A 14,095-nucleotide genomic window follows, 5' to 3' on the forward strand; every position below is an offset into this window, starting at 1 on the left:
TCCCCCGCCCCGTCGCTGGCCGCGGGCGGGTGCGGTGCGCCAGATTCCGGACTACGTCGCACCACTCCCACCAACGCCACCGATGGAGAGACCCATGCGATTGCGCAGTGCGATTCTCAGCGTCCTCGCCCTGGCCGGCGTGCTGACCGCGACGCCCACCGGCACGGCGGCCGGCGCGCCACCCTCGGTCCTGGGCGGATCGGGACCCTACTCCGCCGGCTACGAGACCACCCTGCGGTTGACCAACCACACCATCTACCGGCCCAACACCCTGCCGACCGGCGTCAAGCTGCCCATCGTGGCCTGGGGCAACGGCGCGTGCCGGGCGGACGGGACGTGGTTCGAGAACATCCTCACCGAGTGGGCCTCGCACGGCTTCCTCGTCATCGCCAACGGCCGGCCGGGCGGCAGCGGCTCCACCGACTCGTCGATGCTCACCGACTCCATCGACTGGGCCATCGCCGAGAACTCGCGCCGCACCAGCAAGTACTACGGCCGGATCGACACCACGAAGATCGCCGTCATGGGCCAGTCGTGCGGCGGCATCGAGACCTACGAGGTCGCGTCCGACCCGCGGCTGACCACCGTCGTGCTGTGGAACAGCGGCCTGCTCAACGACTCGCAGAACTACCTGCTGCAGCGGCTGCGCGTGCCGATCGCGTACTTCATCGGCGGGCCGACCGACATCGCCTACGAGAACGCGATGGACGACTGGCGGCGGCTGCCCGCCGGGCTGCCCGCGTTCATGGGCAACCTCGACGTCGGTCACTTCGGCACGTACGACCAGCCCAACGGCGGCGAGTTCGGCCGGGTCGGCGGGCACTGGCTGAAGTGGCACCTCAAGGGCGACCAGGCCGCCAAGGCGCAGTTCGTCGGCCCGAACTGCGGCCTGTGCGCCACCGAGTGGGACGTGATGCAGAAGAACCTGAGCTGATCCGGGCCCGGCCGGCTGTGCCGCCCACCGTGGCGAGCGGCACAGCCGGCTGTGGTGTGAACGGACCACAGTGCGCCGGCCCGTTCCCGGCTACGGTGCCGGCCATGCTGTCGTTCACGCACGTCAACCGCACGCTGGTCGCCGCGTCCGCGGGCGCGCTCGCGCTCCTGCTGTCCGCCTGCGGTGACGCGACCACGGGCACCGCCGCGCCCGCCGCCACCACCGAGGCGACGTCCGAGGCGCCGGCGGAGACCACCTCCAGCGCCGCGCCGAAGAGCTCGACCAAGACCACCGCGAAGGACGCCCCTGCGGGTGACGTCACCGCTCCCGGCGCGAAGCTCAAGGTCGGCGAACGCGCGGTGGTGCCGTTCAAGTACGGCACCGACAAGAACGGCACCATCGCCATCACCGTCACCGCGATCGAGAAGGGCGACAACGCCGACCTCGCCGCCTTCGGCGAGAAGGCCAAGGGCATCACGCCGTTCTACATCCGGGTGACCGTGGAGAACGTCGGCGGCACCGACCTGTCGTACAGCTCGGTGAGCCTGCGCGCGGTCGGCCCCGACGGCAAGGGCACCGGCGTGATCATCAGCGGCGACACCGCGCAGTGCGAGTCGGAGTCGGCCAAGAAGGACTTCACCACTGCGGGCGCGAAGTACGAGACGTGCGTGCTCCAGGGCGCCCGCGAGGGCGGGGCCGTCGCGGGCGCGACCTTCGACAAGGCGGAGGGCTACGAGAAGTCGCCGGTCACCTGGACCTCGTGACGCCGGGTCACCACGCCACGGGCAGCTCGTAGACGCCGTAGACGAACCCGTCGTGCTTGAACGGGAGCTCGTCGAAGTCCACGGCCAGGCGCAGGGTCGGCAGCCGCCGGTACAGGGTGCGGTAGACGACCTCCAGCTCCAGCCGGGCCAGGGGCTGGCCGAGGCACTGGTGCACGCCGAAGCCGAACGCCACGTGGTGGCGCGCCCGGCGGGTCAGGTCGAGCCGGTCGGGGTCGGGGAACGCCTCGGGGTCGCGGTTGGCGACGTCGTTGGGCAGCACCAGGCCCTCACCGGCGCGGACCACCTGCCCGGCGACCTCGATGTCCTCCAGCGCCACGCGGCGGCGTCCGCTGTGCGTGATGGTGAGGTAGCGCAGCAGCTCCTCCACCGCGTTGGCGGCGACGGCCGGGTCGTCCCGGTCGCGCAGCAAGGCGAGCTGGTCGGGGTGGCGCAGCAGCGCGACGGTGCTCAGCGCGATCATGTTTGCCGTCGTCTCGTGCCCCGCGATCAGCAGCAGCACCGCCATCTCGGTGGCCTCGCGCACGGTCAGCTCGCCTGCCGCGATCCGCTCGCCGAGCCGGGACAGCAGGTCGTCGCCCGGCCGCTCCAGCTTCGCCTCGACCAGGCGGCCGAGGTAGGCGGCCAGTTCGCCGGACGCGGCGGCGCACTGCTCCGGCGTCGAGCCCCGGTTGATCAGCGTCCGGCTGTTGTGCTGGAAGAAGTCGTGGTCGGCGTAGGGCACGTCGAGCAGGTCGCAGATCACCAGTGACGGCACGGGCAGCGCGAACGCCTCGACCAGGTCGACCGGGTTCGGCCCGGCGCCCAGGGCGTCCAGCGCGTCGTCCACGATCTTCTGCAAGGCGGGCCGCATCGCGGCGACGTTCTTCACCGCGAACGCCGCCCCGACCATCCGCCGCAGCCGCGCGTGCTCGGGGTCGTCCATGCCGATGAAGCTCAGGCTCGCGTTCCCGGGCGCCTGGCGCGGGTAGTCCGGGCGGGTCATGTCGGCGCTGACCCGGCGGTCGGCGAGCACCGCGCGCTGGTCGGCGTACCGGGTGACCAGCCACGGCGTGCTGCCGTCCCACAGCCGGACGCGGGTGAGCGGCGCGTCCCGCTGGAGGTCCCGCAGCGCGGGCGGCGGGTCGAGCGGGCACCCCGCCGCCCGGGGCAGGGGGAACCCGACGGGTTCGGTGGCGCTGGTCATCGTCGTCCTCCCGGGACGGGGGCCGGGGCCTGGCCGAGCAGGCGCTGCCGGAGTTGACGTGCTTGTTTGGGCATGTTCCAGCCGAGGACGCCGACGGGTTCGCCGCCGTGCCGGTAGAGCGCGACGAAGCGCCGCGCGGTGACGTCACCGTCCTCCACCGACACCTCCGCACCGGGTGGCAGCACGCCGAAGACCTGGACCTTGGCGTCGAACTGGTCGGTCCAGAAGTACGGCACGGGCGCGTAGGACCGGTCCGCGCCCAGGATGTTGTCGGCCACGACACCGGCCTGCTCGGTGGCGTTGGTCCGGTTCTCCAGGCGCAGCAACGCGCCCAGGCCCTCGTGCCGCCACCGCGCCACGTCGCCGACGGCGTAGACGCCGGGCGCGGCACGGCACCCCGCGTCGCACACCACGCCGTTGTCGACCGCCAGGCCGCTGTCGCGCAGCCACTCGGTGTTGGGGATCGAGCCCAGGGCGACCACGACCACGTCGGCCGGCAGCACGTCGCCGTCGTCCAGCCGCACGCCCGTGACGCGACCGGCCTGCCAGGTCAGCCCGAGCACGGCGGTGTTGAGGCGCAGCCGGACGCCGTGCCCGGCGTGCAGCTCGGCGAGCAGCCCGGCCGCGAACGGACCCAGTTGGGCGGCCAGCGGCGCGGGCTGCGGCCCGGCGAGCGTGACGTCCAGTCCGAGGCCGCGGGCCGTGGCGGCGACCTCCGCGCCGAGCACGCCGTCACCCACCACCACGAGCCTGCCGGCGGTGAGCAGGTCGGCCCGCAACGCGACCGCGTCACCCAGGGTGCGCAGCACGTGCACGCCGGCCAGACCGACCTGGTCCGGCAGGGTCCTCGGGCGGACGCCGGTGGCCACGACCACCGCGTCCGCCCGCAGCACCCCGCCCGAGGCCGTGCGGACCGCGCGCGTGACCGGGTCCAGCGACACCGCCGGGTCGCCGAGCGCGAACGTCGCGCCCAGCTCGTCGAGCACGGCCTGGCCGCGCAGCCGGGCGCGCTCGGGCTCCCACGTGCCCGCGAGCACCTGCTTGGACAGCGGCGGCCGGTCGTAGGGCGGGTGCCCCTCGTCGCCCAGCAGGGTCAGCCCACCGGTGAAACCCTTGCGGCGCAACGCCTCGGCGGTGGCCAGGCCGGCGGCCGAGGCTCCGACGACGAGGACGTCGGAGACCGCGGTCACGCGCGGTTCCCCAGCGTGATCGCCGCCGCCGGGCACACGTCGGCGGCCTCGCGGACCGCGGCGTGCAGGTACTCGGCGGGTTCGGGGTCGAGCAGCACCACCACGCCGTCCTCGTCGCGCTGGTCGAACACGTCGGGCGCGGCCAGCACGCACGAGCCCGCCCCGCAGCACTTGTCCTCGTCCACGGAGACCTTCATCTGTCGCACTCCTTCACTCGTCGGTAGGTCCGTCACCAGCGGACGGGCAGTTCCCGGAGCCCGCCGACCACCAGGCCGTCCACGCGCTCCAGCTCGGCCGCGGGCACGGCCAGGTCCAACGTCGGCAGGCGGCGCAGCAGCACGTCCAGCACGGCCTGGAGCTCGGTGCGGGCCAGCGACTGCCCCAGGCACGAGTGCGCGCCCGCGCCGAACGCCAGGTGCGTGTTCGGGGTGCGGGCCAGGTCGAGCTCGGCGGCGTCGGCGAAGGCGTCCTCGTCGCGGTTGGCCGCGGCCAGGTTGCACACCACGGTCGTGCCGCGCGGGATCACCGTGCCGGCGACCTCGGCGTCCTCGGTGATGTAGCGCGGGATGCCGAACCCGGGGTTCGCGTCCGCCCGCAACGCCTCCTCCACCGCCGTGCGCACCAGCGACGGGTCGGCCAGCAGCGCCTCCCACCGGGTCCGGTCCGCCAGCAGCATCCCGACCATCTTGCCGATCATGTTGGCCGTGGTCTCGTGCCCGGCGACCAGCAGGCCCTGCGCGGTGGCCAGCAGCGCCTCGTCCGGCATGACGTGCCCGGCGCCCGCCGCCGCGGCGATCAGCTCGCTGATCAGGTCCTCGCCCGGGTTCTTCCTGGTCGCCTCGATGTGGGCGCTCATGTAGGCGGCGAACTCGGCCTGTGCGGCGTCGATCTCGACCTGGGTGTAGCGGGTGAGGCTGAGCAGCGTGTTCGACCAGTAGGCGAACTTGTCCCGGTCGCTCTCCGGCACGCCCAGCATGTCGCAGATGACCCACACCGGCAGCGGGAAGCCCAGCGCCGCCTTGAGGTCCGCGGGCGCGCCGCCCGCCACCATCTCGTCGACCAGCCGTTCGGCCATCGCCTCGATGCCCGGCCGCAGCGCGGTCATCCGCTTGGCGGTGAACCACTTGCCGACCATGCGCCGCCACTGCTGGTGGTACTCCTCCGGCATGGCCTTGCCCAACCCGCTGTTGAACACGCCGCCCGACTCGTTCGCCGCGATGCGGGCCGCGTCGGGCGCGTCGAGGCTGCGGGTGAACCGCGGGTCGGACAGCACCTGCTTGACGTCGTCGTAGCGGGTCAGCAACGTCGCCGCGTCACCGCTGGGCAGCCGCACGTGCGCGACCGGGCAACCCCGCCGCAGCTGCGCCCACTCGGCGGGCGGCTCCAGCGCGGCCGGACTCGGGATCGGGTAGTCCACCACTTCGTCGGTGTCTCCGAGCGCCACCGCAACCGCCTCCTCAGGCTTGAGTCAATCGACTGACTTAAGACTGCCGGCGATCGGACCGCAACGCAACGTAGTGACGTGACCGCCGACCGGAACCACGCCACTGGAGGTGGAACGCGAGGACGGACTTCATCGGAGAGCCGCGCACGTCGTCGCTCGGCGCCGGTCCCGAGGGCTACGGCATCGTGGTGCTGATCGCGCTGATCGCGGTCTCCGCGCCGGCCACTACGCCGTGCACGGAGCCGTCCACAGACCCGTGATCGCGTCGACCAGGCCCGTCGCCGCCTCGTCCCAGGTCGCCCTCGGCGTCACCGCACCCTCGGCCACCGCCCGCTCCCGCTCGGCGCACACGTGCACGATCAGGTGGCGGACCATCGCCGCGCGGTCCTCCCGCACGTCGGCGGGCATGTCGGGCAGCAGCTCGAAGAGGGTGTCCACCACGTGCCGCAACGACGCCTCGGCCAACGCCTCCTCCGCCATGATCACGCGGAACGCGGGGTCGGTCATGACCTGCGCGCTGAACCGCGCGAACCAGGTCGGGTCACCCAGCGACGCCAGGTGCGTGGTCACCGGCCGCACCAGGCACGACACCCAGTCCCGCACCTCCCGCGACCCGTCCACCGCCGCCACCGCGTCCTGCCGCAACGCCTCGATGCGCGCCGTGTGCCGCCGCATGATCGCCCGGACGAGATCCGCCTTCGCCCCGAAGTGGTAACCGACCGCCGTGTTGTTCCCCTGACCGGCAGCCGCGCTGATCTGCCGATTGGACACCGCGTACAACCCCTGCTCGGCGAACAACCGCTCCGCCGTCGTCAGGATCTGCTGCCGCGTCGTCCCGACCTGCTCCGCCCTGGGAATCCTCCCGACCTCCGCCACCACGTCCACACCGTACCGCCACTCCTCCCCACCACAACGGACCCGCGACCACCCCCGCCGAGCCGCACTCGATCCCACCCACGACACCCGGACGGGTTAGAACCCCGCACCAACCGGGTATGCCGCGACGATGGGGGCCGACTCACGCCGGACCGACTCGCGTCACCCCGGCTTGTGGCGGACGGAGGTGGTGCGCATGACATCGGGATCGGCACGCGACGAGCCGCCCGACGGGCCGACCGGTGAACCGGCCGGTGAGCTCGCCGGTGTGTTCGTCCGCGCCTCCGGCCTGCTGCTGTCCGCCGAGGCCGTGAACACCGCGCTCCTGCTGATCACCTCCACCGCCAAGGAGGTGTTCCCGGGCGCGGTCGGCGCCGGCCTCACGCTCGCCGACCGCGACGGACGCCGGGTCACCGCCGCCGCCACCGACGACGTCGTGGCGCGCGCCGACGAACTCCAGTACGACCTGGGCCAAGGACCGTGCCTGACCGCGTGGGAACAACGCGCCGTGGTGCGGGTCGACGACGTGCACCGCGAGGACCGCTGGCCCCAGTGGGTCGAGTCCGTGCGCGGGACGAGCCTGCGCTCCGCGCTCAGCACCCCCGTGGTGGCCGGCGCGGAGGCGTTGGGCGCGATGAAGGTCTACGCGTCCGAACCCGACGTCTTCGGCGAGCGGGAGGAGCGGCTGCTGGAGAACTTCGCCACGCAGGCGGCCGTGCTGCTGGCCAACGCGCGCACCGCCGAGGACGCCCGCCACGTCAGCGACCGCCTCAAGGACGCCCTCCAGGGACGGGAAGTGATCGCGTTGGCCAAGGGCATCATCATCGCGCGCGACGGCGCCGACGAGCGCTCCGCGTTCCTGGCGTTGACCGACCTGGCGCAACGCCGCGGCACCACGCTGCGGGCAGCCGCCGAGGACCTCGTGCGATCAACCGTCGACCGACCCCTCTGAAACGCCATGACCGACCACCGCGCCGAACAGCAGCAGAACAGCATCGCCGCCGCCCTCGGGCACGCCGAGCTCAGCACCGACGAACTGTGGATCCGCTACTTCGCCCTCGGCGGCGACGCCGGGATGATCGACATCGACGCGTACGTGCACGGGCTGAGCGGCCTTCCGCCGCTGCAACGCGACATCCTCGCCCACGCGATCAACGAGCGGCTGGACGAGCTGAGGCCGCCCCGGCGCGCCGGGTACAGCCGGCCCACCCGGGAGACCAGGCCGCGCGGCCGGTCGCTGACCGCGCTCGTGGAACTGCTCGAAGGGGCGGAACTCGCCCCGCCCGACCGCCTGCGCGTGCTGGTCGAGGCCGCCGGCCGGGCGCTGGACGTGCACTTGGCGATGTACCTGGTGGACTACGAGGAACGCCACCTGCGCCCGTGGTCGGCCGACGGCGCGTCCGACGGTCCGCCGCTGAGCGTGGACGGCACGCCGGCCGGGCAGGCGTTCCGGGAGGTGCGGATCCTCCCGGCGCCCACCGGCGACCACCCGCGCCTGTGGGTGCCGCTGCTGGACGGCGCGGAGCGGTTGGGCGTGCTGGAGGTGCGGGTGGAGGACGTCACCGACCTGCACGACCCCGGCCTGCGCGCGCAGTGCCGGTGGTTGTCGATGCTGCTCGGGCACCTGGTGACGCTGCTGACCCGGTACGGCGACGCGGTGGACCTCGTGCGCCTGCCCGCGCCGCGCACGGTCACCGGCGAGCTGATCCGGTCGATGCTGCCGCCGCTCACCGCGGGCGTGGACAACTTCGTGGTGACCGGCGTGGTCGAGCCGCGCCACGGCGTCAGCGGTGACGCCTTCGACTACGCGCTGTCCGAGACCACCGCCACCCTGATCGTGCTGGACGCGGCCGGGAACGACCTGCGCAGCGGTCTGGTCGCCGCCACCGCCCTCGCCGCGCACCGCCACGCCCGCCGCGCGGGTCGGGACCTGCTCGGGCAGGCGCGCACCATCGACGAGACGATCGCCGGCCAGTTCGGCCGCGGCGCGTCCGCCACGGCGGTCCTCGCGGAGGTGGACCTGGTCAGCGGCCGGCTGCGCTACCTCAACGCGGGCCACCCCGCGCCGCTGATCCTGCGTGACGGCCAGGTCGTCAAGGCGCTCGACTCGGCCCTCGCGCCGCCGTTGGGCACGGGCACCGCCGGCCACACCGTCGCCGAAGAGGTCCTGGAGCCCGACGACTGGCTCGTCCTGAGCACCGACGGCATCACCGCTGCCCGCAACGACCGCGGCGAGTCCTTCGGCGACACGGGGCTGGCGGACTTCCTGCTCCGCGAAGCAGCCGCGGGCAACCCGCCGCCGGAAACCGCCCGGCGGCTCATCCGGGCCGTGCTCGCCCACCAGGGCGGTGTGCTGCGCGATGACGCGGGCGTCGTGCTGGCCCGCTGGACCACCCCGCGCACGATGCTCCCCTGACCCGGTGATCCCCCGGCGCGGCCGGCTAGGCTGTCGTCGTGCAACCGGATCACCCCCTCGACGCGGCCCCGGTTTCCGTCGTGACGGGCGCGGGTTCGGGCATCGGGCGCGTGGTCGCCCGCGCGCTGCTCGACGCGGGCCACCGGGTCGCGTTCGCCGGACGCCGCGCGGACAAGCTGACCGAGGCGGCCGAGTGGGCCCCCGCCGGGAAGGTCCTGGTCGTCCCCACCGACGTCACCTCTGAGCAGTCCGTGGACGCGCTGTTCGACACCGTGCGCGAGCGCTGGGGACGGGTCGACGTGCTGTTCAACAACGCGGGCGTGAACGTCCCCGCGACACCGCTGGAGGACTTCGCCCTCGCCCAGTGGTCGACGGTCATCGACACGAACCTGACCGGCGCGTTCCTGTGCGCCCGCGCCGCGTTCCGGGTGATGCGCGAGCAGGACCCGCGAGGTGGTCGGATCATCAACAACGGCTCGGTCTCCGCCCACGCCCCGCGGCCGGACGCCGTCGCCTACAACGCCGGCAAGCACGCCATCACCGGGCTGACGAAGTCGATCTCGCTGGAGGGCCGCCGCTACGGCATCGCCTGCGGCCAGATCGACATCGGCAACGCCGCGACCGCGCTGACCGAGCGCATGAGCGAGGGCGTCCGCCAGGCCGACGGCACGGTCGCCGCCGAGCCGACCATGGACGTCGCGCACGTCGCCGACGCGGTCCGCTACATGGCCGGGCTGCCCCTGACCGCCAACGTGCAGTTCCTGACGGTCATGGCGACCACCATGCCGTTCATCGGCCGGGGCTGACCACACCCCGCCGAACCCTCACCGGTCGGGCCCGACCGCTGCCGCCAGCTCCGCGATCATCCCCGGCCCGACCTGGCAGCAACCGCCGACCAACCGCGCGCCACCCGCGACCCAACCGGCCACGCGCCCGGGCTCGAACGCCGGCGCACCGGTCCAGCTCCGAGCGCCCGCGTCCCAGTCCTCGCCGCTGTTCGGGTACACCACGACGGGTTTGCCGGTCACCCGCCGGGCGATCGACACGGCCTCGTCCACGTCGTCCGGGTCGCAGCAGTTCACGCCCACCGCGACCACCTCGCGCACTCCGCGCACGACCTCGAACGCCTCGCTCAACGGCTGGCCGGCGCACGTGCGCGTGCCCCGCGCGCTGTAGGACAGCCACAGCGGCACGCCCGACCCGGCGACCACCCGCAGCACGGCCTCCGCTTCCTCGACGTCCGGGATCGTCTCGACCGCGAGCACGTCCGCGCCCGCCTCCGCCAGCACCTCGATCCGGGGCCGGTGGAACGACTCCAGCGCGTTCGGCGGCAGCCCGTACCGCCCGCGGTACTCCGAGCCGTCGGCGAGCATCGCGCCGTAGGGGCCGACCGACGCCGCCACCCACCGCGGCCCGTCCACCTCGGCCGCCGCACGCCGGGCCAGCGCCACGCTGCCGCGCAGCAGCCCGGCCGTCTCCCCGGCGTCGAGCCCGCGCCGGGCGAAGCCCTCGAACGTGGCCTGGTAGCTGGACGTGATCGCGACCTCCGCCCCGGCCCGGTAGTAGGCCAGGTGGGCCGCTGTGATCGCGTCCGGGTCGGTCAGCAGCAGCCGGGCCGACCACAGCGCGTCGGACAGGTCGTGCCCGGCAGCCGTGAGCGCCGTCGACAGGCCGCCGTCCAGCACCACGACGCGCCGGTCCAGCACGTCGGACAGCCGTTCCCCGGACACGCCCGCGACTCTACGTCGGTCAGGCGGCCCGCGCGGCGGCGACGAACTCCCGCATCATGCCGTGGTCCTTGACGCCCCGGCTCGCCTCGATGCCGCTGGACACGTCCACGCCCCACGGCCGGGCGCGCGTGACCGCCTCGGCCACGTTGTCCACGCCCAGTCCGCCCGCGAGCAGCCACCGCCCCTCGGGCCGCGCCCCGTCGAGGGCGGCGAGGTCCCACCGGTGCCCCGAGCCGGCCTGCGGCGAGTCGAGCAGCAGCATCTGCTCGCCGTACGCGCCGACCCGCACGTCGGTGTCCGCCTTGAGCGAGACCGCCCGCACCAGCGGCACGCCCGCCGCCGCCACCTCGTCGAACGCGGCCCGCGGGTAGTCGCCGTGCAGCTGGACCGCGCCGATGCCGGTCTCCTCGGCCAGCCGCCGCACGTCCGCCGCCGCCACGCCGCTGAACACGCCGATGGACAGCACGTGCGGCGGCACGTCGCCGACCAGCCGCCGCGCGGTGTCCACGTCGACCTGGCGCACGCTCGCGCTGAGCACGAAACCGACCGCGTCGGCGCCCGCGTCCACGGCGGCGGCGACGTCGGCGGGGGTCCGCAGTCCGCACAACTTCACGTACATGTCGCAGACCCTAGCGCCGGGCTTCCCGTGATCGGATCGAGCCGTGACAGTGGGGTGCGGCGCTGCGCTCCACGCGGCGGGGGAGGTGGCGCGCGCGTGCGGCAGGCCGGTCGGGAGCTGGTCGGGCGGGAGCCCGAGGTCGCGGTGGCGGCCGGGGTGCTCGACCGGGCGCGGACGGGCACCGCGTGCCTGGTCGTGTCCGGTGAGGCGGGCATCGGCAAGACCGCGTTGTGGGAGCACGTGCTGCGGGACGCGGAGCGGCGCGGGTACGCCGTGCTGTCGTGCCGTCCCGCGCAACCGGAGGCGCGGCTGTCCTACGGCGGCCTGATCGACCTGGTCGAGCGCGTGGGCGACGAGCTGATCGCCCGGCTGCCGGGCCCGCAGCGCACCGCGCTGGACGTGGCGCTGCTGCGCCGTGACGCCGAGGACGGGCCGGGCGACCCGCGGGCGGTGCGGGTGGCCGTGCTCAACGTGGTGCGGGCGATGGCCGCGACCACGCCGGTGGTGCTGGCCGTGGACGACGCGCAGTGGCTGGACGAGTCGACCGCCGCCGTCCTGGAGTACGTGGCGCGGCGGCTGGCCGACGAGCGCGTGGCCGTGGTCGTCACGGTCCGCTCGGCCGACGGGGACGTGCCGCTCGGGCTGGCCGGGCGGGACGACCTGGCGCACCTGCGGCCGGCGGGGCTGAGCATCGGCGCGCTGCACCGGCTGGTCCGCGCCCACCTCGGCACGCCGCTGCCGCGGCCGACGTTGATCCGACTCCAGCAGGCCAGCGGCGGCAACCCGTTCTACGCCTTGGAGATCGCCCGCGCGCTGCCCGAGCCGGGCGCGCCGGGCGCGTTCGGCGTGCCGCTGCCGACCACCCGGGCGATCGAGGAGCTGCTCGCCGACCGGCTGGCCGCGCTGCCCGACCACAGCCGGGACGCGCTGCTGTGCGCGGCGGCGCTGTCGCACCCGACCGTGGACCTGGTGCGCCGGGCGTCGCGCGACCCGGGGCGGGTCGAGGACGCCCTGGTCGACGCCGAGGACCACGGCGTGATCGAGATCGTGTCGGGCGCGATCCGGTTCACCCACCCGCTGCTCAGCTCCACCGTGCTGGCCGCCGCGTCCGGCAGCAGGCGCCGGCGCGTGCACCGCAGGCTGGCCGAGGTGGTGGACGACCCGGAGACCCGCGCCCTGCACCTCGCGTTGAGCACCGACGGCCCGCACGCCGCGGTCGCCGACGCGCTGGGCGAGGCCGCCCGCAGCGCCCAGGCCCGCAACGCGCCCGACGCCGCCGCCCGGCTGTGGGAGCTGGCCGCCGCCCACGCGCCGGACCCGCGGGGCCGGGCGGTGTCGCTGGCGTCGTCCGTGCTGTGCCGGTACCTCGCCGGTGACGCCTCGGGCGCGCGCAAGCTCGTGGACGCGTTCGACGTCGAGGACGTGCCGGCGGGCCCGGAGCGCGCGGCGGTGCTGCTCGACCTGGCGACCGTGGTGTTCTTCGAGGACGGCCCGGTCGAGGCGACGGCGCTGACCGACCGGGCGTTGGCGCACGTCGGTGACGATCCCGTGCTGCGGGCGACCGCGTTCCTGCGGCGGTCGTTGTTCTGCCAGCACGACACCCGGCTGCGGTGCCGCAACACCGAGCAGGCGCGCGAGGCGATCGCGGGTCACGAGGACGACGTGCCTCCCGACCTGGTGGCGTGCGTCCTGATCTGCGGCGCGTACTACCGGCTGCTGGCCGGCGCCGGGCTGTCGTCCGACGACGTCGAGCGCGGCGCGGCCCTGGTGTCGCCGACCAACCAGACGCGTGAGGCGCGGATGGCCCGCAGCACCCTGCGCGTGCTGTCGAAGTACCTGGACCCGGTGCGGGCGCGGACGTCGATCGAGGCGGCGCACCGGGAGGAGGCAGCGCGCGAGGACGAGGCGGTGGCCGTGCACGAGCTGGTCCACCTGGCCGAGCTGGACGTGTGGCTCGGTGACTGGGCGCGGGCCGGGCTGCGGGCGAACGAGGCCGTGGAGGCGGCGGAGCAGACCGGGCAGCGGCCGTGGTTCGCCTACGCGCTCTACACCCGTGCGCTGGTGGACGCGCACCGCGGCCGGTGGGAGGAGGCGCACGCCGCGGCGTCGCGGGGGCTGGAGGTCGCCGCGGAGCTGGGTGATCCGTGGGTCGCGGTGCACCAGCGGGCCGTGCTCGGGTTCGTGGAGCTGTCCCGGCACGATCCGGGTGCGGCGCGCGAGCACCTGGCGGCGGCGGTGGCGCTGTGCGCGGAGGTCGGCATGGCCGACTTCCCGATCAGCACGCTGTACGGGGACCTCGTCGAGGCGGCGGTGGAGCTGGGCGAGCACGCCGAGGCGACCCGGCTCTTGGCGGAGCTGGAGGAGCGGCGCGACCGCGCGCCCCGACCGTGGCTCACGGTGGTCGCGGCCCGAGCCCGGGCGCTGGTGCGGATGGCGTGGGCCGACCCGGAGGGGGCGGAGGAGGCGTTGGCGGCGGCGAGCGAGGCGTTGGACCGGCTGCCGATGCCGTTCGAGCGGGCCCGCACCGATTTGGTGCGCGGGCGGGTGGCGCGGCGTCGTCGGACGAAGCTCGCGGCGCGGGAGGCGTTGCTGGCGGCACGGCGGGCGTTCGACCGGCTGGGCGCGCCGTCGTGGGTGGCGGAGGTCGACGCGGAGCTGGCCCGGCTCGGGCTGCGGCGCGGTGACGAGCACGAGCTGACCGCCACGGAACTGCGGATCGCGCGGCTGGTGGCGGCCGGGCTGAGCAACCGCGAGGTGGCGGGCGCGGCGTACGTGACGGAGAAGACCGTCGAGGCGCACCTGACGCGCATCTACCGCAAGACGGGCGTGCGCACGCGCCGTGAGCTGGCCCGGCTGGCCTTCCTGCGCGAGTAGCAACTGTGGGGTCGCTCCCCGATTCGTCGGCCGTCCGGTGGGGG

Annotated in this window: 13 protein-coding genes; 6 read left to right on the forward strand and 7 right to left on the reverse strand. The window is 74.4% G+C overall.

Annotation, left to right across the window (positions count from 1 at the left end; all coding sequences use genetic code 11):
• Positions 1-94 precede the first annotated feature (94 nt).
• Both ACIQMJ_RS09900 and ACIQMJ_RS09905 read left to right on the forward strand, forming a co-directional pair.
• Entirely contained in the window at positions 95-934 is an 840-nt protein-coding gene (locus tag ACIQMJ_RS09900; RefSeq protein ID WP_499760560.1) for a poly(ethylene terephthalate) hydrolase family protein, read from the forward strand.
• Positions 935-1,038: 104 nt separating this feature from the next.
• A complete protein-coding gene (locus ACIQMJ_RS09905; protein ID WP_499760561.1) occupies positions 1,039-1,698 on the forward strand; it encodes a hypothetical protein in 660 nt (219 codons plus the stop codon).
• A 7-nt stretch (positions 1,699-1,705) separates the two neighbouring features.
• Here the strand turns inward: ACIQMJ_RS09905 and ACIQMJ_RS09910 are convergent, their stop codons facing one another.
• The 5 genes from ACIQMJ_RS09910 to ACIQMJ_RS09930 all read right to left on the reverse strand — a co-directional run bounded on the left by ACIQMJ_RS09910 (position 1,706) and on the right by ACIQMJ_RS09930 (position 6,421).
• Positions 1,706-2,902, reverse strand: a complete 1,197-nt coding sequence (locus ACIQMJ_RS09910) for a cytochrome P450 (RefSeq protein ID WP_499760562.1) — start codon at positions 2,900-2,902, stop codon at positions 1,706-1,708.
• Positions 2,899-4,092: an NAD(P)/FAD-dependent oxidoreductase gene (locus ACIQMJ_RS09915; protein ID WP_499760563.1), complete on the reverse strand. Its 1,194-nt coding sequence runs from the start codon at positions 4,090-4,092 to the stop codon at positions 2,899-2,901. Before ACIQMJ_RS09915 ends, ACIQMJ_RS09910 begins: the two co-directional genes overlap by 4 nt.
• Positions 4,089-4,289, reverse strand: coding sequence for a ferredoxin (locus ACIQMJ_RS09920; protein WP_499760564.1), 201 nt, complete (start codon positions 4,287-4,289; stop codon positions 4,089-4,091). The genes ACIQMJ_RS09915 and ACIQMJ_RS09920 overlap by 4 nt, the downstream gene beginning before the upstream one ends.
• A 32-nt stretch (positions 4,290-4,321) precedes the next feature.
• Entirely contained in the window at positions 4,322-5,536 is a 1,215-nt protein-coding gene (locus ACIQMJ_RS09925) for a cytochrome P450 (protein WP_499760565.1), read from the reverse strand.
• A gap of 225 nt (positions 5,537-5,761) precedes the next feature.
• Complete coding sequence (locus ACIQMJ_RS09930; RefSeq protein WP_499760566.1) at positions 5,762-6,421, reverse strand: TetR/AcrR family transcriptional regulator; 660 nt, start codon at positions 6,419-6,421, stop codon at positions 5,762-5,764.
• A gap of 187 nt (positions 6,422-6,608) precedes the next feature.
• On the opposite strand from ACIQMJ_RS09930, the gene ACIQMJ_RS09935 reads away from it, so the two are divergent.
• The 3 genes from ACIQMJ_RS09935 to ACIQMJ_RS09945 are packed head-to-tail and all read left to right on the forward strand — an operon-like array spanning position 6,609 to position 9,634.
• Positions 6,609-7,364, forward strand: a complete 756-nt coding sequence (locus ACIQMJ_RS09935) for a GAF domain-containing protein (RefSeq protein WP_499760567.1) — start codon at positions 6,609-6,611, stop codon at positions 7,362-7,364.
• A gap of 6 nt (positions 7,365-7,370) precedes the next feature.
• Positions 7,371-8,828: a PP2C family protein-serine/threonine phosphatase gene (locus tag ACIQMJ_RS09940; protein ID WP_499760568.1), complete on the forward strand. Its 1,458-nt coding sequence runs from the start codon at positions 7,371-7,373 to the stop codon at positions 8,826-8,828.
• Positions 8,829-8,866: 38 nt separating this feature from the next.
• Complete coding sequence (locus ACIQMJ_RS09945) at positions 8,867-9,634, forward strand: SDR family oxidoreductase (RefSeq protein ID WP_499760569.1); 768 nt, start codon at positions 8,867-8,869, stop codon at positions 9,632-9,634.
• 18 nt (positions 9,635-9,652) lie between these two features.
• Here ACIQMJ_RS09945 and mmuM read toward each other — a convergent pair whose 3' ends face one another.
• Both mmuM and ACIQMJ_RS09955 read right to left on the reverse strand, forming a co-directional pair.
• Positions 9,653-10,558, reverse strand: a complete 906-nt coding sequence (mmuM, locus tag ACIQMJ_RS09950) for a homocysteine S-methyltransferase (RefSeq protein WP_499760570.1) — start codon at positions 10,556-10,558, stop codon at positions 9,653-9,655.
• Positions 10,559-10,577: 19 nt separating this feature from the next.
• Positions 10,578-11,177 carry a phosphoribosylanthranilate isomerase gene (locus ACIQMJ_RS09955; RefSeq protein WP_499760571.1) on the reverse strand — a complete coding sequence of 200 codons (600 nt, stop codon included), beginning with the start codon at positions 11,175-11,177 and terminating at the stop codon, positions 10,578-10,580.
• Positions 11,178-11,273: 96 nt separating this feature from the next.
• On the opposite strand from ACIQMJ_RS09955, the gene ACIQMJ_RS09960 reads away from it, so the two are divergent.
• Positions 11,274-14,051 carry an ATP-binding protein gene (locus tag ACIQMJ_RS09960; protein WP_499760572.1) on the forward strand — a complete coding sequence of 926 codons (2,778 nt, stop codon included), beginning with the start codon at positions 11,274-11,276 and terminating at the stop codon, positions 14,049-14,051.
• Positions 14,052-14,095 lie beyond the last annotated feature (44 nt).

It is taken from the genome of Actinosynnema sp. NPDC091369 (assembly GCF_044757065.1).
Lineage (GTDB): Bacteria > Actinomycetota > Actinomycetes > Mycobacteriales > Pseudonocardiaceae > Actinosynnema.

What these genes read in the sequence shown, in the direction of transcription:
- ACIQMJ_RS09935 (WP_499760567.1), top strand. Translation starts at nt 6,609, where the DNA reads ATGACATCGGGATCGGCACGCGACGAGCCGCCCGACGGGCCGACCGGT.
- ACIQMJ_RS09910 (WP_499760562.1), bottom strand. Translation starts at nt 2,902, where the DNA reads ATGACCAGCGCCACCGAACCCGTCGGGTTCCCCCTGCCCCGGGCGGCG.
- ACIQMJ_RS09955 (WP_499760571.1), bottom strand. Translation starts at nt 11,177, where the DNA reads ATGTACGTGAAGTTGTGCGGACTGCGGACCCCCGCCGACGTCGCCGCC.
- ACIQMJ_RS09940 (WP_499760568.1), top strand. Translation starts at nt 7,371, where the DNA reads ATGACCGACCACCGCGCCGAACAGCAGCAGAACAGCATCGCCGCCGCC.
- ACIQMJ_RS09905 (WP_499760561.1), top strand. Translation starts at nt 1,039, where the DNA reads ATGCTGTCGTTCACGCACGTCAACCGCACGCTGGTCGCCGCGTCCGCG.
- ACIQMJ_RS09900 (WP_499760560.1), top strand. Translation starts at nt 95, where the DNA reads ATGCGATTGCGCAGTGCGATTCTCAGCGTCCTCGCCCTGGCCGGCGTG.
- ACIQMJ_RS09920 (WP_499760564.1), bottom strand. Translation starts at nt 4,289, where the DNA reads ATGAAGGTCTCCGTGGACGAGGACAAGTGCTGCGGGGCGGGCTCGTGC.